A 17,568-nucleotide genomic window follows, 5' to 3' on the forward strand; every position below is an offset into this window, starting at 1 on the left:
GCGTTCCGCCGTCAACCGCAACACCATCCGTCATCATGTCCGCAGGCCTCAATCCCGCCCAGAACGAAGCGGTGCGCTACCTCGACGGTCCCTGTCTCGTGCTCGCCGGCGCGGGCAGCGGCAAGACCCGCGTGATCACGCAGAAGATCGCGCACCTGATCGAAGCGAAAGGCTTCGAGCCGCGCCATATTGCCGCCGTCACGTTCACGAACAAGGCGGCCGCCGAAATGCGCGAGCGCGTGTCGAAGCTGCTCGAGGGCAAGACGCTCACCACGCCCGGCAAGGAAGGCCGCAAGGTGCCCGTCAACCAGCTCACCGTCTGCACGTTCCATTCGCTGGGCGTGCAGATCCTGCGCCAGGAGGCCGAGCACGTCGGGCTGAAGCCGCAGTTCTCGATCATGGATTCGGACGACTGCTTCGGGATGATCCAGGAGCAGCTCGGCACGACCGACAAGGGGCTGATCCGCAAGATCCAGAGCATCATCTCGCTGTGGAAGAACGGCCTGATCATGCCCGACGAGGCGATGGCGATCGCGGCGAACGAGGACGAGCACCAGGCCGCGCTGGTCTACCGCAACTACGTCGCGACGCTGCACGCGTACCAGGCGGTCGACTTCGACGACCTGATCCGCCTGCCGGCCGAGCTGTTCGCGAAGAACGAGCAGGTGCGCGACCGCTGGCAGAACAAGCTGCGCTACCTGCTGATCGACGAGTACCAGGACACCAACGCGTGCCAGTACGAGCTGCTGAAGCTGCTCGCCGGCCCGCGCGCCGCGTTCACGGCGGTCGGCGACGACGACCAGGCGATCTACGGCTGGCGCGGCGCGACGCTCGAGAACCTCGCGCAGCTCGGCAAGGATTTCCCGAAGCTGCACGTGATCAAGCTCGAGCAGAACTACCGGTCGACGGTGCGGATCCTGACCGCCGCGAACAACGTGATCGCGAACAACCCGAAGCTGTTCGAGAAGAAGCTGTGGTCCGAGCACGGGATGGGCGATTCGATCACCGTCACGCCGTGCAACGACGAGGAGCACGAGGCCGAATCGGTCGTGTTCCGGCTGTCGGCGCACAAGTTCGAGCGGCGCGCGCAGTTCCGCGACTACGCGATCCTGTACCGCGGCAACTTCCAGGCGCGCATCTTCGAGCAGGTACTGCGGCGCGAGCGGATCCCGTACGTGCTGTCGGGTGGCCAGTCGTTCTTCGACAAGGCCGAGATCAAGGATCTGTGCGCCTACCTGCGGCTGATCGCGAACGCCGACGACGATCCCGCGTTCATCCGCGCGGTCACGACGCCGCGCCGCGGGATCGGCAACACGACGCTCGAGGCGCTCGGCTCGTTCGCGGGGCAGGCGAAGGTATCGCTGTTCGAGGCCGTGTACATGGGCGGGATCGAGGCGCGGCTGTCGGCGCGCCAGATCGAGCCGTTGCGGATGTTCTGCGACTTCATCCAGCGCCTGACCGAGCGCGCGGACAAGGAGCCCGCGACCGTCGTGCTCGACGACATGATGGAGGCGATCCACTACGAGGCGTACCTGTACGACGCGTTCGACGAGCGGCAGGCGCAGTCGAAGTGGCAGAACGTGCTCGAATTCCTCGAATGGCTGAAGCGCAAGGGCACCAAGCCCGAGACGGAAGCCGTCGACGGCGAGGCCGAAGGCTTCCACAACGCGGACGGGCTCGCCGATACGGGCAAGAACCTGCTCGGCCTGATCCAGACCGTCGCGCTGATGTCGATGCTCGAGGGCAAGGACGAGGATCCGGACGCGGTGCGGCTGTCGACCGTCCATGCATCGAAGGGGCTCGAGTATCCGCACGTGTTCCTGGTCGGCGTCGAGGAAGGCATCATGCCGCACCGCGGCGGCAGCGAGGACGACGGCCCGATCGACAGCGAGCGGATCGAGGAGGAGCGCCGGCTGATGTACGTCGCGATCACGCGCGCGCAGCGCAGCCTGCACCTGAACTGGTGCAAGAAGCGCAAGCGGGCCCGCGAGACGGTCGTGTGCGAGCCGTCGCGTTTCATCCCGGAGATGGGGCTCGACGAAGCGCCGCCGCCGACGCCGGAAGAAGCGCCGATGTCGCCGAAGGACCGGCTCGCGAGCCTGAAGGCGCTGCTGCAGAAGTAATGCGGTAGTCCGGCGGACCGGAAAGACAAAACCCCCGCGATGCGTGTGCGTCGCGGGGGTTTTTTACGGATGGCCCGGCGCGATTACTTCGACGCGTTGACCATGTAGTCGACGGCCGCCTTCACGTCGGCGTCCGACGCGGTCGACCCGCCCTTCGGCGGCATCGCGCCCTTGCCGTGCAGCGCGTAGTTGTAGACCGTGTCCATCGAGTCCTTCAGGCGCGGCGCCCAGTCCTCCTTGCTGCCGAACTTCGGTGCGCCGAGCACGCCGGCCGCGTGACAGGCTTGGCAGGTCGACGTGTACAGCGCCTTGCCGGCCGTTGCCGCATCGGCACTGGCCGGCGCGGCCGCGGGTTTTTCGCCGGCCTTCGGAATCGCGGCGATCGCGGCCATGGCGGCGGCGGCCTGCGCGTTCGACGCGTCGGCGCCCGATGCGGCGGCGCCGGCGGCGGGCGCGGCATTGGCGGCCGGGGCGGCCGGTTCGGGGAAGTTCGCGCCGTCGTTGTTCGCCATGTAGACGATCGCGCGGGCGATTTCATAGTCGCTGACGTCGTCGGGGCTCGTGCCGCCGCGCGGCGGCATCGCGCCCTTGCCGGCGAGGGCCGTCTTCAGCAGCGTGTCGAAGCCTTGCGAGATGCGCGGCGCCCAGTCGTCCTTGTTGCCGAACTTCGGTGCGCCGGCGGCGCCGGTGCCGTGACAGGTCACGCAGACGGCCTTGTAGACCGCCTCGCCGGTCTTGTACGTGCGGGGCGCGTTGGCGTCCTTCACGTCGACCTTCGCGAGTGGCGCGATGCGCGCGGCGACCTGCTCGTCGGACAGCGCATCCGTGCCGGCGCCGGAACGGAACGCATGGTTCGCATAGTTGGCGAACAGGACGATCAGGATGATCGGAATCGCGAACGACGCGATGATGACGGCAATCAGCTGCCCGGGGGTTTTGACGGGAGATTCGTGGGGTGCTTCGCTCATGCTTGCCTCGTCTCCATGAATAGGAATTGTGAGCGCGGTGCAACGGCAAAATGGCAGTCCAATGAAGCACGGACGATTATAGACGGAACGTTTACATCACGGCGAGCGATGCGATGGCGCGTGTTTACCCGCACGCAGCAAGGCCCGGCGGCCATTCGGCGGGTAAGGTGGACGCGTCATGGGAAACCGGGTATCCTTGCCGTCTTGCCAAACGTGGGCGGCCTGTATATGGGGTCGCTTCACTGTCTCACGCGCCCGTAGCTCAATGGATAGAGTACTGCCCTCCGAAGGCAGGGGTTGCTGGTTCGATCCCAGCCGGGCGCGCCAAGCCTAGTAAGGCTCTCAGCAGTTTCGCTACTTCATCGGTTTCTCCCACTTCAGTGAAATTACAGTCAGCCGGCGACGACGTGCAGGTCGGCGGCCTGCGTGTGCGACTGCACCCACTGCGTCAGGTGGTCCGCTGACAGGTGCGCGTAGCGCTGCACCATTTCCAGCGTTTCCCACCCGCCCAGCTCCTTCAACACCTGCAGCGGCGTGCCGCGCTGCACATGCCAGCTCGCCCAGGTGTGGCGAAGGTCGTGCCAGCGGAAGTCCCGGATGCCGGCGCGTTTCAACGCCTTGCGCCAGGCTTCGGTCACGGTCTGATATACCGGCCGGCCGTGGTAGACGAACACGCTGTCGACGAACTCGGGCGCGCGCTTCTTCGCCCGCTGGCGCAGCAGCACGGCGATCGCCGTGTCGGACAGCGGCACGGTGATCGCCTTCTTCGCCTTCGCCTGGTCCGGATGGATCCAGGCAACGCGCCGCACGATGTCGACCTGTGACCACTGCAGCCCGGTCACGTTCGAGCGGCGCAAGCCGGTCTCGAGCGCGAAGCGCGCCATGTCCGCCAGGTGATCCGGCAGTTCGGCGAGTAACCGTTCGGCCTCGGCCGGCGTGAGCCAGCGAATCCGCTTCTGCACGACCTTCGTGCGCTTCGTGGCCGGCACGCGGTCCAACCATTCCCACTCGACGGCCGCATTCAGCACGGCTTTCAGCACGCCGATTACGCGCGTCACGGTGCCGGCGCTGACGCACTCGTCGGTGGCCACGAGCCCGTGCTTCGTTCGGATCACCTTCGGTTCCCTCCGTTTGGCGAGGGCGATCGCGTCGATGCGGTTGCGGTCGATGTCGGCCAGCGCGACGCCGGACAGGTGTTGGTCAAGCCAGCGCAGGTGCGTTTTCGACGTTTCCAGGCTCGACAGCCCCTCGCGGTCGCTGACGTAGCGCACGACGGCGTCGTTCCAGGTGTAGCGCGGCTTGTGGCCGAGCCTCGCCTGGTTCCACAGATCGACTTTCAGCCGATCGTGCAGTTCTTTCGCCTGGGCTTTGTTGCTGGTGCCAGTGCTGCCTTGTACGACCGGACCGCCGCCAGGCGGGGTGAGACGGTAATACCAGTTGGGACTGTTACTGCGTTTATAGAGCGACATGATTCAAATTTCTCCTGCGGGTCGCCCTGCACAACTCGCGGAATCCATTCTCCGGCGAGGTAACGCTGCAGGGCAACCGTCGAAAACATCCAGCGCTTGCCGACCTTCCGCCCAGGCAGCGCGCCGGCCTTCGCTTTCAGGCGCACCGTTTCGGGGTGCGCGCCGAGCAGCGTAGCGGCTTGTTCGAGGTTCACGGTGTTCATCGGGCTATCCCCCGAGCGCGACGCGGCGGGGGGAGGGGCAAAACAACTCGTGGATTCGTGGCACCCCCTGCTTTTCATGGGTAACTGGCTGATTTGTAAGGTTTTTGCTTGCCATCATTTGCCACGAAAAACTCGTGGCACCCCCTTCCGACTCGTGGCCTAAAAAATAGGCAGCGTCCGCGACTCGTGGCAAAACGCGCCCGACTCGTGGCACGGCTTTTCGGCTGACTTCTTGCCCTTCTTCGTATTCTTTCTTCTTCTTTTTCAATGAATTAGAGAGAGGAGAAAAAGGGACGGCGGCGGCCGGCGAAAAAACCGGACTAGTGGCAAAAACACCTCGACTAGTGGCAATTCGAATGCGATTCACGGCGGCACTCTTCTCAACAATCAAAGACTTACGAGCGGACAGACCCGAAAACCACGATTCACGTGCGCTGCCTGCCCGTTCCCTGTGAAAAAACGGGCTCGCGCGGCCCCCCTTCTTCAAGGCGAGCGCAGTTCCCCGGCCGTTTCGACTTGCGGGGGGGACGGGGGGAACCGGACAGCACGGCGGCCGTGTGACAGCGTGCGCCGACTGCTGCGCGCATCGACGCACGCACCGGAAACCCGAATACAGGGCCGCTACGCGGCCGGAAGGAATGAGGGAAGGGGTACGGCCGCACGGCGGCCGCGTCGGCTGAGAGGGCGTCACGCTGCGACCCCTTGCCGTGCGTCGGTCGCCAGGTCCTCACGGATCGACACGTGCAGCCCGAAGCCGGCCAGGCGGTCCAGCGAGATCGGGGTGAGGTACGGGACGCGCCGGGTGTAGATTCGCCGCTCGACTTCCTTCTCGCCGACCACGACGCCGGCGTGCTTGAGCTGCGCCTTGAACACGCGGTCGGATTTGACCGGCAGGCCGTTCCATTTGTCGCGCAGCGCGCTCGTGTGGGCGATGTGGTCCATCACATGCCCGGTGCGCAGCAGCAGGCAGAACTCGCCGTCGACGGTATCGAAGGTGAACGGGTGCTTGTAGTTGCCGCCGTCGATCTCCGACAGCACGGTTTCCATGATCCAGACCCACGGCTCGCGATCGGCGCTCGTCTCGGCGATGTGGCCGTTCATTTCGGCGAGCAGGTCGCGCGGGAAGTCCCCCTCGGTCGGGTCCATGCCGGCGAACTCGCACAGGTAGCGCCAGGCGAGAGCGACGGCCGCATAGTTGCCAGCCATCCGCTTCGCGCCGTCGTCCTCGCCGCTCGCGCGGCAGTTGGCCAGCGCCTTGTCGCGCAACGTCGTGTACTGGTCGGCCACGGCGCGCTTGTCCAGGCCGGCGAGGAATTCGAGCCACTGGCGAACCGGGAAGCGCGGCAGGTCGTCCGGCATCAGCGGACCGCGCTTGCCGGTCAGCGTCGTACGCACGAGCTTGCCGAGCAGGCTGCGCACGGGCACGTCCTCGCCGGCCAGCATGACGGGCGCGCACAACAGGTATTCCGTCATGTCGGTGCCGCGCCGTGTCACGGTGTACTGGTAGTTCTCCTGCAGCAGGCCGACGGCCTTGTCGATCACGTCTTGCCGGCGCGCCGACAGCTCCTCCCATCCGACCGGGTGGCTCGTGTGGCTGATGCTGGTCAGCAGGCGGAACTCGGTCTGCAGCGACTGCCCGGAAAACATCGTGAACGCGAGCGTGCGCTCGAGGCGCTTGATGAGCGTCGACTTACCCGCCCCCTTGTTCGCCTGGATCGTGATGTGCGGCCAGAAACCGAGCAACGCCTTCAGGTGGCCGCCGAGCGCCCAGACGAGCGGGATCGTCGCGGCGTTCTGCTTGAACGTCGCCTGGTACGCGGTGATGACGCGGCGCGCGTCGCTGGCCGGCCCGGTCGGGAAGGTGAGGTTGTGATACGGGCACTGCTTGTCAGCTTCGGTGAAGTAGCAATCGGGGCCTTCGTTGACGATCAGACGGCCGTCGCGCCAGGCGAGCCCGACGAAGTTCGCCGCCTGGCGCGCGCCGAGGTCTGCGCCGCGTTCCAGGATGTTCACCATGCGCTTGAACGGCGCCGGCGCCCAGATCGGGCCGAACTTGCCCCACTGGTCGACGTTGTGCAGCTGATCGTCGAGCATGACGCGACGCGTGAGCTGCGCGCCGTGGCGCGGCGCCTGGACCGACACTGCGAAGTAGACGGTGGGCGCCTGGTCGGCGTCGCCCGTCATCGTCGACGTCGCGCTCGCGACCGACACGCGGCTGATGCCGGCAATACGGAAACCGCACAGATCCGTTATGACCGGCGTTTCGACGCCCGATTCTTCGTTACGGTCCATCTTCGTGATGTAGCTGGTGAAGTCCGGCCGGACGCGGAAGCGCCAGTACTGCGCAAAGTCGTGTGAGGGCAGGAAGATGCGCGGCCGGCCGCGACGCGAGGCGTCGCCGGCGAGGCCCGCGATGAGCCAGGGCTCGAGCTGCTCGAGCGCCCGCGACAGCTCGAGCGGGCCGCGCAGCTGCAGGTAGTCGTTGACGTCGTTGATCGGTTTCGCGGTTTTCTCGCCGTCCGCGAGGTCGGCCAGCCAGCCGGCCTGGTCGACGAGCATCGCGCTGATGTTCAGCGCCGTCAGTCGTTCGTAGAGCGCCCACGCAGCCTCGGGACCAGGACGGCGGCCGGCGCGCGGGTGACCGTCCGCGAACGGCTCGTCGTTGTCCAGGCAGATCACGACCTGCTTGCCGCGCAGGAACGTGAAGTCGATGCCGTCGACGTTCGCCAGGCCGCGTAGCGCCAGGGCAGCGGCGCCAGGGATCGCGCACGTATCGATCGACAGCGCATTGATCGCGCTTTCGACGATGAACACGCGCTTCGCCTTGTCAAGCCGGCGAAGGTCGGCGGTCCAGCCGTAGCCGGCCTTGTCGCCCTGGGTCTGCGTCTTGACGCCGCCGTTGAGCGCCGGATCGACGTAGCGCATGTCCACGGCGACGACCCGCGCGTCGCCCGGTGCGCGGACGATGAATGCAGCAGCCGGGCCGGCGTGACCGACTTCGCCGACGGCGACCTTGGAGCTTGTCCACGTATTGAAACCGAGCGCACGCGTGGCGATCGCCGCGTCGATCGCGGCGGCGGAAATGCCACGGCCGCCGAGGTAGTCACGCACCTGGTCGCGCTCGGCCAAGCACCGATCGGCGATGTATTCGACGGTCGTTTTCTCGCGGCGCTCGGCCGGCGCCGGCCGATCGAGCGGAAAGCCGTACGCGTCGTGCAGGTAGCGCACCGCGTCGGCGACGGTGCCGCCGCGCGCGTGAATGACCAGGTCGATACACGAGCCGCCTACGTCGGCACTGTGGTCGCGCCAGCCGGTGCCATGCTTGGGGTGGTTCACGTAGATCGACAGGGACGGGCTCTTGTCGTCGTGCTGCGGCGAGTGGTACAGCGCGCGGTCGCCGCCGCGACCTCGCTTCAAGCCGAGGCGGTCGGCGAGGTCGTGCAGGTCGATGCGTTGTTTCAGTTCGTCGATCGTGGCCATCGTTATTGCTGTTGCGATTGATGCAGGGAAAGAGCGGCCGGGTTGCCGGGTGTCGCGGGGCTGTCGACGAGCGCGCGCAGCGCGCCGGCCGACGCCGGGAAGGCGAGCGCCAGGCGATCGCCTAGCACGCTGACGAACAGCGCGAGCACCGCGACGCGCTGCAGGCCGCCGGGTTCGTGGTCGAAGCGGAGCGCGTCGGCCGCTGCCGCGATGGAGGCCGCGAGCGCGGCGTCGTGAGGGGTAATGGTGTGCGTCATGCTGCGGCGCCTCCGAGGATGTCGTGGTGGTTCTGCTGAAGGCGGTAGACCGCGTGCTGCAGCTCGTAGCGCGAGACCGTCGCTTGCTCGAGGATTTCGCGCAGCCGGCGCCGATTGCGATCGACGTTCGACGTCGCGTTCGCGAGCGCCGCAGTGCGCGTCGCGCCGTGGCCGATGCGCATGCCCGATATCAGGTGTGTGACGATCCACTTTTCGGGATGGCCGTCGTGCAGGTGCGACTCGGCATGGATGCCGAACGTCGCATCGGCGCAGTTCGGGATGACGACGTGATCCCCGGCAACCGTGCGCAGGCCGGCCGGCGTCAGCAACTCGTAGCGGATGGTGGCTTCGTGCTTCACGGGTCACCCCTCCTGGCCGGGAAACAATGCGCCGACGATTGCGTCGGCCAGCGCCACCCAGGCACGGGCGCGCGGGCTCTGCAGCTCGAGGACGTCCTGGTTCGGATTGGTCTGCGCGTAGCCGGCGTACGCCATGAGCTTCCCGACGACGATGCGGACGCGCTGCTCGCGATTCAGCGTCGGCAGGAAGGGGCTCGTGCGCCGTACGGCGGCCCAGAATTCACGAGCCGCGGCGTCGACGGTCAGGTGGTCGGCGATCGTAATGCGGCCGTCGTGGTGGATGGTGAACAGCACTTCGCCGTAGGCGGCGCTGACGAACCGGAAAGAGGACTGCTTTGCGTTGGACGTCATCGCATTACCCCCGTGGCGGAACGGACCAGGCCAACGCTGCGACCAGGACGATCATCGCGACTGCGCCGATCACGAAAGCGATCGAACGGGCGTATCGAACGTCGAACAGACGCAGCACGTCGGCAGCCAGGCTGTATGCGCCAGTGAGGGAGAAGGAGAGCATCAGCAGCACGCCGATGCCGAAAACGTAGGGCTTCATGGTGTGATTCCAGGTGTGTGCGCCGGCGGCCGGCGCGGATGGGTCAGTCGAAGTCGTTTGCAGCGCGGCGTTTCCCGTCGACGGGCGGGGGCGCGGGCTGTCGATCGCGCCACACGCTCGCCGTGCATTCGAAGGCGCGGCGAGCGGCCGGGTGAAGTGAGTCGAAGTCGCCGACCATGTGCAGGCGGTGCCATGTCGCGCGCAGCTCGAGCTCGGTGAGGGCGGGGCGCATCGCGTGGACGGTCAGTGCAGCCATGCGAGGATCGGCGTGCCGTTCGCGTGGTCCCAGGTGACGCGGAACCCGAGCGCGGTCGCCGAGCGCACGAACACGTCGGCGCGCACGTCGGCGACGGAGATCTTCTTGAGGTAGGCGACGCGTTCGTCGTAGGACATCGATGCAGCGAGCGCGGCGAGCGGGACGTGGATCAGCGTTTGCATACGGCCTCCAAGAAATTTCAGGCAAAAGGAGTCCCTCACGCCCGCAGAGCGGGCGTGATGGGTGTTCAGCGAAACAGCGGGTTAGGGCTTAGGCGTCGAGCAGCGGGAGCTGTCGCGAATCGGTCGGAAGCCGATCAACCTTGCCGATCGGCACGTACACGTGCGGATTCGGGTTGAGGCTCGGCGCGATCGTATGGACGGTCGCGACGTGGATCTTGTAGGTCGTCGCGCATTCGATGTTGGTGCACTGGCAGTACGCCTCGCGAACGAGAGCGGACAGCGTGCGGCTGGTTCGAATGACGGCGCGGCTGCCGCAGTGGTGACACTTCAATTTCATCGTGACTTCCTGTCGGAGACTGCCGCGTTAGTTACGGCTGTTGGTTACGGCGTAAAGCGCCCGGTTTCGTCCGGTGAGGCGACGCGCACCGTTGCGCAGTCGTCGCTTCACGAGCCATTCGGCCGCTTGCTGGATCGTCGCAAGACCTTCCTGCTGTCGGACGCGTTCGAGTAGTTCGGCTTCTTGCTCGGTGAATGTGAGTTCGATTTCGGGCATTGGATCGGCTGCTCTAGGGCTGCTGTTTTCAGCCGTGCTCGTGGGCTACATTGCACGCTGGTATCAGAGCCTCAGCGGCTTCGCGCAAAACCATCTGGCGAATCAGCGTTGCGGCGGCCTCGCCTTGGTAGTTGGCGAGCGCGGTGATGAGGGCGTATTCGTAGTCGTCGAACCGCACCATTAGGCGGTTGTCGCGGACGCGTTTGGGATCCGGATACATGGTGGTCACCTCGGGTTCAGCTTGCGGAAACGTTGCCCGTGGTGTCCTCAAACGAGGACATCTTGGCGAGGTAGAGGGGGAGCCCTTCGAGATAGATGAGACGCGCGAGGCTCGACAGCGAACGCCGTTCTTGGCGGCCGAGCTGCTCGAGCTGGGCACGCTCTGCGGGAAGGAGGCGCAGCGAAACGGTCTTGCTGGACATGACGCCCGGCGGCGCACGCCGCGGGCCTTTGTGGGTAGTCATGGCGGGTATACTCAATTTCGATAGTGCTTCACTAGGGATAAGTGAAGTGTAAGTTACTCAAAACGATTACGCAAGATGTCGGATACAACAATCGGATTACGACTGAGAGAGGAGCGGATGCGCATTGGCATGAGCCAGGCGGAATTCGCTGCGCTCGGCGGGCTCGGAAAACAGGCAGAGTTCAACTACGAAGCCGATGCCCGATCGCCCGATGCGAACTACCTGGCGGCGCTTTCGAAGGTCGGGGTCGACGTGCTGTACGTCATCACCGGCGAGCGCACACAGGGGGCGCCGGTCCCAGACGATGAGGCCGAGCTGCTCGACGGCTTTCGCCAGTTGAACGACATCGGCCGCACGGCCGTTCAGGCGTCGATCAATGGCTTCCTGCTTGCGGGCACGATGACGATCTCGGGCGCGCCGGCGAAGCGGCTTCCGCGTCTTGCTGAAAATCGAGCAGCGAAATTGGATGCTGCGGCGCTGCAGGCGCTCAAAGATGCACAGGCAGACGCAGTGCGCACGAAGGGCGCGCGTTCGCCGCGTAAGAGCGGTATGAAAGATCAGGACTGACGGAGTGTCTCTGCGGCGCGCTCAAGCGCCGCCATCGCTGTTTCGACTTCGCCCAGCACGTCGATCGTCGTCATGCCGATCGATTCCTCACGGGACAGTTCGCACAACGCACCGAGTTCAAGGTCAAACCGGGCTACGACGGCGCGGAGCTGCGCGCCGAATTCCGTCAGCCGAAACCCATCACTTCCGGAACGACGCTCCATCAGCGACCGGCCTAGTGCGCGCTCGAGTTCAGACACTTTCTCGCTGACGGTCGGTCGCTGCACCCCCATAGCCTGCGCCGCTTCCGAAATGCTGCGATAGCGCGTGATCTCACTGTATGCGCGCAACAGATTCCAGTTGAGCCGAGGGGAAGTCGTCCGGGAAACCATGATTCGAGCGGTAGTTGTTGTTGCCGTAATGCGCGCGTCGCAGTGGCGGGGACGAGTGGTCGGGAGAAAGGCCGCGAAAGTTAGGCGTTTTCCTAACTTTCATCGGGCTTTCTCCTTCATTCCATTTGTCTGAAAAAAACATGAAAATGGGGCCGCGTTACAGCACGCGTGAATGCCGTTTCACGTCGTAGCGCCTCTCAAAATATCCGAAGAGGAAGCCGTTGTGAGTAACAAGCCGCAAGAGCCGCAATTCCGAAATGAAACAGCCGAGGACGGGGTAATCCGACGCTGTACCGAAGCCACGATAGCCGCCCAATGTGGGCGCGCCAGCTCAACTGTATCCGGGAACCGCGAGGCGCGCGCAGTGCGCGACTTGTCGGCCGGTGAGCGAGCGGCGCTGCTCGCGCAGGTGACAAGTGCGATGTTGAGCCTATCGAACATCCGCGACCTGCTACTGACGTAACGTCAGCCCGCCTCCGGGGTGTCGATCTCCGGCACCTCGCTGGCCTTGACCTCTAGGTCGAGGTCCGATGTAAATCCGCCGTTACCGTCGATCGAATGTGTAACGCGCGCAATGATCCAGTTGCAATCATCAATGACACGTTTGTAACCGCGCACGGTTACAGGTAATTCGGTCATCAGCTCGGGGCGGCCGAGCGCCAGCACAATGCTGAATTCAGCAACGCCGCGCTGCAACTTCTCCCACTCCGCCTTCGCCGCGCGCGTCGCGTTCGCCTTGTTCGCGTACGTGTGCCGCAACGTCTTCACGTTCTCGGCCGTGCCGAACAACACGTCGCCGCTCTTGTCGATCGGCTTCTTCTTCGCTGTCGTGCGACGCCGACGCCGCTTCACGGTGGTCGACTGCTTCTTCGCGGTGCGCGTGTTCAGGTAGAACGCCTGCACGCCCGAGTACGTGTCCCGATCGGCGACGCCGAACTCGTGACGGTCGCCGACGTCGCGCGTGATCGTGACGGCCGGCAGCGGCTTGCCGCTCGCCGTGGTGGCCTCGCCGGCCTTGATGAAGAGCAGCAGCCCGTTCTTAACGGTGGCGATCGCGTCGAACATCTTCGCCAGGCGCGACAGCAGATTGGCGTCGGACTCGGCCGTCTGGTCGATGTGGTCGACGAACTGCCCGTCGAGCGCCTTGCTGATGCGCGCCTCGACCTTGTTCTGACTGGCGATTGCGCGCACTATCGCGCCGACCGTCTGCCGGTGCCAGGAGCGCTCCTTCTTGATCGACAGGCCCGCGCGCAGATCGACGCTGCGTGCGCGGATCGTCAACACGTCCGGCGTGCCGGTGTGCCGAACCTCATCGACCATGAATTCGCCCTTGTCGACCAGGCCGTTCGCCGCGCCGGCCCAGCCGATCGCCAGCTTCAGCGTGACGCCGCGACTCGGGATCTCGAGGGCGCCGTCAGCATCGTCGAGGCTGATATCGAGCTGGTCCGCTTCGAAGCCGCGGTTGTCCTGCAGCGTCAGCGAGATCAGCCGGCCGTCGAACTTCTTCGTGATGTTCTTGCCGTTGAGCGTGATCGAGTAGATCGCACGCGGTACGCGATCGTCGGCGATCACGACCTTCTGCACCAGGTCGGCGCCAGGGATGTCCGACAGGTTCATAGCGAGATCGCCCCCTTGATGGCGTCGGTCACGATGCCGAGCATGTCGAGATCGTCGTTGCGCGTCAGGGCAATGATGAACTCGATGCGCCGCGCGGTGCCGTCGTCGAAAAACAGCGTGCGTGTCGTCTCGATGTTGTCGATCGTGAACATGCCGTAGATGTGGCCGGTGCCCTCGATCAGCGGCCAGGCGGTGTGCTGGTCGGCCATCGCTTCTATGACGGCGAGTGACATATCGCCGCCCGTCAGCTCGGGCAGCAGCACGCCCGATAGGCTGATGGTTTCGTCGTCCTCGCCGACGTACTGCCGCGCGGGCTTTTTGCCGACGCGGTTGTTGCTGGCGAAGCGCCAGCCGCGCCGGCGCTTCAGCTCCTGGTAGGGCAGGGTCGACAGGCTGAACACGAACAGCCCGAGCGCCATCATCATGCGAACCTCTCCTTCAATCCCGATCGCGCAGTCGCGAGCGCTCGCGCGCGGCCTGCGTGGCCTGTTCCTGGCGCATCACCTGCAGCACCTTCTGCGCGAGCGCCTGTTCATCCATGCCGGGCGCCGCATACACCTGGATCGTGATCGGCGCCGGCGCGGCCGGCGCGCGGGCAGCGGCCGACGCAACCGTGAGCGGCGGGCGGTTGTCGACCGTGAGCGGTGCGCCGCCGGCGAGCGCCGCGCCCGTGATGCCGATGCCAGCGCCGGCGGCAACGATCCGCTTGCCGACTTCCAGCACGGTCGACAGCGGCCCGTCCTGGCCCTCGCGCAGGCCCTGCTCGAGGCCGGCCATCGTGAAGCCACCGAGCGCTTCGAATACGCGGCTCGGCGAATGGATGCCGAGCCTTTCCTTGAACCAGCCAATCACGCTGCCGCCGGCCGACTCGATCGCATCCTTCACCGCGCCCAGGCCGTTCTTGATGCCGTTGACCAGACCGGACATCAGGTTCGCGCCGAAGTCGACGAAGCGCGCAGCAGCCTGCGCCGCGACAACGACGACATCCGCGAGCCACGCGCCGAACCCCCTGCCGGCGCTGGCCGCCGCGTCGAGGCTTTTCTTGCTTGCGTCGACCGGTCCCAACAGACGCGTGATCCAGTCCCATGCGCTCTTCACGGCACCGACCAGCCAGTCGAACACAGGCTTCAGAGGCGAGAAGGCCGCGCCGAGCGTCGCGAGCACGCCGCTGAAGATCGGTGCGAGCGGACGCAAGCCGTCCGTCAGCCCCTGCCAAAAGCCCGAGAAAAACGCCTTGATCGGCTCCCAATACTTGATGACCAAGAGCGCGGCGAGCGCGATGCCGGTGATCACCAGTCCGATCGGATTCATCATCGCGGCGCGGCCGACGAACAGCAGCGTCTGCGCGAGCCCGCCGAGCGCCGCGCGCACGCCGTTGATCGCGCCCATCGTGCCGCCCTTGACCAGGTTGAAGCCGCCGCGCGCGGCGTCGCCGGCAATGCCGGCCGCACCGCGCCGGCCGACGTACTGCCGGGCTGCGGTCCAGCGCGACGCCGCAGCCGCGCGTGCCGCAGCCGCCTGCGCGGCGACGGCGCGCCACACCTGGACGGTGTACTGCCGCGCGGCGCCGGCGCCATCCTTCATCGCGGTCGCGGCCGACACGCCCCATTGCTTGATCGACGCCATCGCGGCCCGGCACGCGGCCGGCACGCGCTGCGCGAGCGACGCGATGTAGGCGCGCAGCGACGACGCAGCAGCACGAGGCGACGACGCCTGCCATGCGCTCGACAGTGCCGTGCGGATGCGCCCGGCTGCGGACTGCGTGCCCTTGCCGGCGGACGTGACACTGGCGGCTGCGCCGGACGCCGCGCGGGAAATGCCGCGCAGCGCGCCGGCGCCGGCGCCGAGCGCGCGGACGAAGGCGCCGCCCTGGATGCCGAGCATCGACATGCTGAAGCGCACGATCGCCAGTGGCCCGAGGATACCCGCGAGCGCGATCGTCAGCGTGCCTAGTACGGCGAGCAGCACGCCGAGGCCGGCCGCGCCGATCGCGACCGCACGAGTGAAATTCGGGTATTCCTTCGCGAAGCCGAGCAGCCGCTCGAGCACGCTCGTCGTCAGCTCGAGCGCGCGGTTGTACACGGGCAGCACCTGCTCGCCGATGACGGTGCGCAGGTTGCGCACCTTCTCGAGAGCGATCAGCTCCTTCCCTTCGGTTTGCTTCTGCCCCAGCTCGTGCAGCTTGTCGATGCCGTACGCGCCACGGTTCAGCTTTTCATTCTTGTGAATCTGCTCGCGCTGCATGTACATCGTGGCGAACAGGTTCGCGCCGTTGCCATTCGTCATGATCGTGGAGAATTCCTCCAGGATCTTCGCGTCGGACGTGATGCCCTTGGCCTTCAGCTTCGGCAACAGCACTTTCTCCAACCACTCGAACGGCGATGCGTTGAAGAGGTCGCCCTGGATCAACGCGCCGGGCTTGATGCGCTTCACGTTGCCGATCGTGTTGTATTCGACCGATTTCTTATCGACCAGGCCCAGCTCGACCAGGCGCTTCGCGGCACGCACGGTCGTCTTGCCCTGCATCAGGTTGCTGTACGCGGCTTGCACGCCAGTGCCGGCCGCATGCCCGCCCATTTCCTGGATCAGCGGTTCCATCTGGTAGTAGAACGCGTCCTGGCGCATCTGCTTCGCCGCGACCTTGCCGGTCTGGATGAAGTTGCGCCACTCGTCGCCGCCGACGCGGCCGCCCGTGGCGGTCAGCACCTGCTGGACCATGTTCGCTTCGCCCTTGAACGCTGCCTCGCTTTTCGTGCCGCCGCGCAGCTCGATCACCTTCAGCATGTTCATGAACTTTTCTTCGTTCTCGTGCCCCTGGCCGGCACCGAACATCGCCTCATTCGCGAACTTCATCTTCGCGAGCGTCGGCATCACCATCTGCGCGTGATGCTCGTCCGCGAAGATGGACATCGCGTCGCGCATCAGTGTCATGTTTTCTGCGATCGCCACGCCTGGCGATTTCATCGCGCGGACGTAGCGCTCGGCATCCTGCGTCGCACGGTCGCCGAGGCCGAGCCCCTGGATGCGGCCGCGTTCGTTCTGGACCTTCTTCGCCTCGGCGAGCGGCTCGCGCAAATCATTGAGGATGTGCGAGCCGGTCGCACGCGCGGCATATCCGCCGATCGCCATTTCTGCCGCTGCGCCGCGCGCGGCGCCCATCTTGGCGCGCGCGTCCGCGATGCGCTTCTGGCGGATGTTCAGCGCGTCGAGCCGGCGCGATTGGGCGTCGATCGCGCCGGTCGTTGCGGCGATGTCGGTCCGCAGCGTGCGCTCGTGCTGGGAGAGCTTGCCCGTGTCGACGCCGGCGCGGGTCAGCCGCGTGCGCAGCTCGTCGACGCTGGCGGATTGCTTCTTGAACGCGGCGCCCAGCTTCGACGAGGCTTGCCGCGCCTTCGCCAGCTCGGCAACCATCTGTTGCGACGGCGGCCCGTACGCTCGCAACGAGGTCGCGAGTTCCTTGACCTTCTTCTGTGCGTCCGCGAGCTTCGTCGCGGTGTTGGCGAGCCCCGTGCGCATCTCGCGGAACTCGCCGACGCGCCGCTGCGTATCGTTGAGTTCCTTGAGCCGCGCGCGGGAGTCCCGCAGCTCCTTCACGAGCGTGCGGTTCTTGGTGGCGATCTCGCGGATCGGCCGGCTCGCCTGGTCGAGCGCCTTGAGGACGACCTCGAGGCGCAGGGAACGGTCACTCATTCATCGCCCCGTTCGTAGCGGACGCGCGCGTGCTCGCGCCAGGTCATCAGTTCATCCAGCGACATGGCGTTCATCACGTCAGGCGTCCAGTGGAAAACGAGGGCGATGTCGGCCATCACTTCGTCGACGGATCGAGGGATGCGTCCTGCTTCACGGAGTTCGGTACCAAAAAACCGGCAAGCTCCGTGCCGAGCTTGACCAGGTCGGCCGGGTCCATGCGCAGCACGTCCTGCTCAGTCAGCATCGGATTGCTGATGCGCGGGAGCACCTTCGACAGGGCGATGACGTCGAGCTGCAGGACATCGGTGAGCGTGACACCGCGGAGAGCGCCGCTGCCCGACATGGTCAGCGTGACAGCATCGATCTTTTGGTCGCCGCGCGCGATCGGGGTATCGAGGCGCAGCGTGTCGGTTTGTTTCAGGGACATGGTCATTCCTTAGAGAGGTGAAGGGGAGGGTG

Annotated in this window: 21 protein-coding genes, 1 tRNA gene and 1 pseudogene; 3 read left to right on the top strand and 20 right to left on the bottom strand. The window is 65.9% G+C overall.

What is annotated here, in order from left to right; genetic code table 11:
• Positions 1–35: 35 nt before the first annotated feature.
• Positions 36–2,123: a UvrD-helicase domain-containing protein gene (locus AC0KUR_RS27980; protein WP_473376680.1), complete on the top strand. Its 2,088-nt coding sequence runs from the start codon at positions 36–38 to the stop codon at positions 2,121–2,123.
• An 83-nt stretch (positions 2,124–2,206) separates the two neighbouring features.
• Here AC0KUR_RS27980 and AC0KUR_RS27985 read toward each other — a convergent pair whose 3' ends face one another.
• Positions 2,207–3,091, bottom strand: a complete 885-nt coding sequence (locus tag AC0KUR_RS27985; RefSeq protein WP_034188131.1) for a c-type cytochrome — start codon at positions 3,089–3,091, stop codon at positions 2,207–2,209.
• 251 nt (positions 3,092–3,342) lie between these two features.
• Between AC0KUR_RS27985 and AC0KUR_RS27990 the strand changes: the two genes are divergently transcribed.
• Positions 3,343–3,418, top strand: a tRNA-Arg gene (locus AC0KUR_RS27990).
• 65 nt (positions 3,419–3,483) lie between these two features.
• On the opposite strand, the gene AC0KUR_RS27995 is transcribed toward AC0KUR_RS27990, so the two are convergent.
• The 13 genes and pseudogenes from AC0KUR_RS27995 to AC0KUR_RS28055 all read right to left on the bottom strand — a co-directional run bounded on the left by AC0KUR_RS27995 (position 3,484) and on the right by AC0KUR_RS28055 (position 10,864).
• A complete protein-coding gene (locus AC0KUR_RS27995) occupies positions 3,484–4,560 on the bottom strand; it encodes a tyrosine-type recombinase/integrase (protein WP_277562821.1) in 1,077 nt (358 codons plus the stop codon).
• Positions 4,561–4,673: 113 nt separating this feature from the next.
• Positions 4,674–4,841 (bottom strand): annotated as a pseudogene (locus AC0KUR_RS28000) (MerR family transcriptional regulator); the annotation flags it as partial.
• Positions 4,842–5,450: 609 nt separating this feature from the next.
• On the bottom strand, positions 5,451–8,243 hold the full coding sequence (locus tag AC0KUR_RS28005) for a toprim domain-containing protein (RefSeq protein ID WP_069245881.1): 2,793 nt from the start codon (positions 8,241–8,243) through the stop codon (positions 5,451–5,453).
• Between the two features lie 2 nt (positions 8,244–8,245).
• Positions 8,246–8,500 carry a hypothetical protein gene (locus AC0KUR_RS28010; RefSeq protein ID WP_473376681.1) on the bottom strand — a complete coding sequence of 85 codons (255 nt, stop codon included), beginning with the start codon at positions 8,498–8,500 and terminating at the stop codon, positions 8,246–8,248.
• Positions 8,497–8,859, bottom strand: coding sequence for a hypothetical protein (locus AC0KUR_RS28015; RefSeq protein ID WP_447085637.1), 363 nt, complete (start codon positions 8,857–8,859; stop codon positions 8,497–8,499). Before AC0KUR_RS28015 ends, AC0KUR_RS28010 begins: the two co-directional genes overlap by 4 nt.
• Before the next feature lie 3 nt (positions 8,860–8,862).
• Positions 8,863–9,210 (bottom strand): hypothetical protein, encoded by a 348-nt coding sequence (locus AC0KUR_RS28020; protein ID WP_473376682.1) that lies wholly within the window; start codon positions 9,208–9,210, stop codon positions 8,863–8,865.
• 4 nt (positions 9,211–9,214) lie between these two features.
• Positions 9,215–9,409, bottom strand: coding sequence for a hypothetical protein (locus AC0KUR_RS28025; RefSeq protein WP_069245885.1), 195 nt, complete (start codon positions 9,407–9,409; stop codon positions 9,215–9,217).
• Between the two features lie 43 nt (positions 9,410–9,452).
• Positions 9,453–9,641 carry a hypothetical protein gene (locus AC0KUR_RS28030; RefSeq protein WP_043226340.1) on the bottom strand — a complete coding sequence of 63 codons (189 nt, stop codon included), beginning with the start codon at positions 9,639–9,641 and terminating at the stop codon, positions 9,453–9,455.
• 11 nt (positions 9,642–9,652) lie between these two features.
• Complete coding sequence (locus AC0KUR_RS28035; RefSeq protein ID WP_017923635.1) at positions 9,653–9,847, bottom strand: hypothetical protein; 195 nt, start codon at positions 9,845–9,847, stop codon at positions 9,653–9,655.
• An 88-nt stretch (positions 9,848–9,935) separates the two neighbouring features.
• A complete protein-coding gene (locus AC0KUR_RS28040; RefSeq protein ID WP_006757081.1) occupies positions 9,936–10,184 on the bottom strand; it encodes an Ogr/Delta-like zinc finger protein in 249 nt (82 codons plus the stop codon).
• 27 nt (positions 10,185–10,211) lie between these two features.
• Positions 10,212–10,400: a hypothetical protein gene (locus AC0KUR_RS28045; protein WP_017923636.1), complete on the bottom strand. Its 189-nt coding sequence runs from the start codon at positions 10,398–10,400 to the stop codon at positions 10,212–10,214.
• A gap of 28 nt (positions 10,401–10,428) precedes the next feature.
• Positions 10,429–10,620 carry a hypothetical protein gene (locus AC0KUR_RS28050; RefSeq protein WP_012327650.1) on the bottom strand — a complete coding sequence of 64 codons (192 nt, stop codon included), beginning with the start codon at positions 10,618–10,620 and terminating at the stop codon, positions 10,429–10,431.
• A gap of 16 nt (positions 10,621–10,636) precedes the next feature.
• Entirely contained in the window at positions 10,637–10,864 is a 228-nt protein-coding gene (locus AC0KUR_RS28055) for a hypothetical protein (RefSeq protein ID WP_257757078.1), read from the bottom strand.
• Between the two features lie 75 nt (positions 10,865–10,939).
• Between AC0KUR_RS28055 and AC0KUR_RS28060 the strand changes: the two genes are divergently transcribed.
• The gene (locus tag AC0KUR_RS28060; RefSeq protein ID WP_017923638.1) at positions 10,940–11,431 is read left to right on the top strand and encodes a helix-turn-helix domain-containing protein; all 492 of its coding nucleotides are present in this window, start codon (positions 10,940–10,942) and stop codon (positions 11,429–11,431) included.
• On the opposite strand, the gene AC0KUR_RS28065 is transcribed toward AC0KUR_RS28060, so the two are convergent.
• From AC0KUR_RS28065 to AC0KUR_RS28090, 6 genes are all read right to left on the bottom strand, one after another.
• Complete coding sequence (locus AC0KUR_RS28065; protein WP_473376683.1) at positions 11,422–11,802, bottom strand: LysR family transcriptional regulator; 381 nt, start codon at positions 11,800–11,802, stop codon at positions 11,422–11,424. The two genes, AC0KUR_RS28060 and AC0KUR_RS28065, sit on opposite strands and share 10 nt — an antisense overlap.
• A 465-nt stretch (positions 11,803–12,267) precedes the next feature.
• Entirely contained in the window at positions 12,268–13,419 is a 1,152-nt protein-coding gene (locus AC0KUR_RS28070; RefSeq protein WP_343726527.1) for a phage late control D family protein, read from the bottom strand.
• Positions 13,416–13,844 carry a phage tail protein gene (locus tag AC0KUR_RS28075; RefSeq protein ID WP_473376684.1) on the bottom strand — a complete coding sequence of 143 codons (429 nt, stop codon included), beginning with the start codon at positions 13,842–13,844 and terminating at the stop codon, positions 13,416–13,418. Before AC0KUR_RS28075 ends, AC0KUR_RS28070 begins: the two co-directional genes overlap by 4 nt.
• 13 nt (positions 13,845–13,857) lie before the next feature.
• Positions 13,858–17,109: a phage tail tape measure protein gene (locus AC0KUR_RS28080; protein ID WP_473376685.1), complete on the bottom strand. Its 3,252-nt coding sequence runs from the start codon at positions 17,107–17,109 to the stop codon at positions 13,858–13,860.
• Positions 17,106–17,225: a GpE family phage tail protein gene (locus tag AC0KUR_RS28085; RefSeq protein WP_014724666.1), complete on the bottom strand. Its 120-nt coding sequence runs from the start codon at positions 17,223–17,225 to the stop codon at positions 17,106–17,108. The genes AC0KUR_RS28080 and AC0KUR_RS28085 overlap by 4 nt, the downstream gene beginning before the upstream one ends.
• Positions 17,225–17,536 carry a phage tail assembly protein gene (locus AC0KUR_RS28090; protein WP_226158280.1) on the bottom strand — a complete coding sequence of 104 codons (312 nt, stop codon included), beginning with the start codon at positions 17,534–17,536 and terminating at the stop codon, positions 17,225–17,227. The genes AC0KUR_RS28085 and AC0KUR_RS28090 overlap by 1 nt, the downstream gene beginning before the upstream one ends.
• Positions 17,537–17,568: the final 32 nt, after the last annotated feature.

The sequence above is a fragment of the Burkholderia sp. YHN3-13 genome, assembly GCF_055810675.1.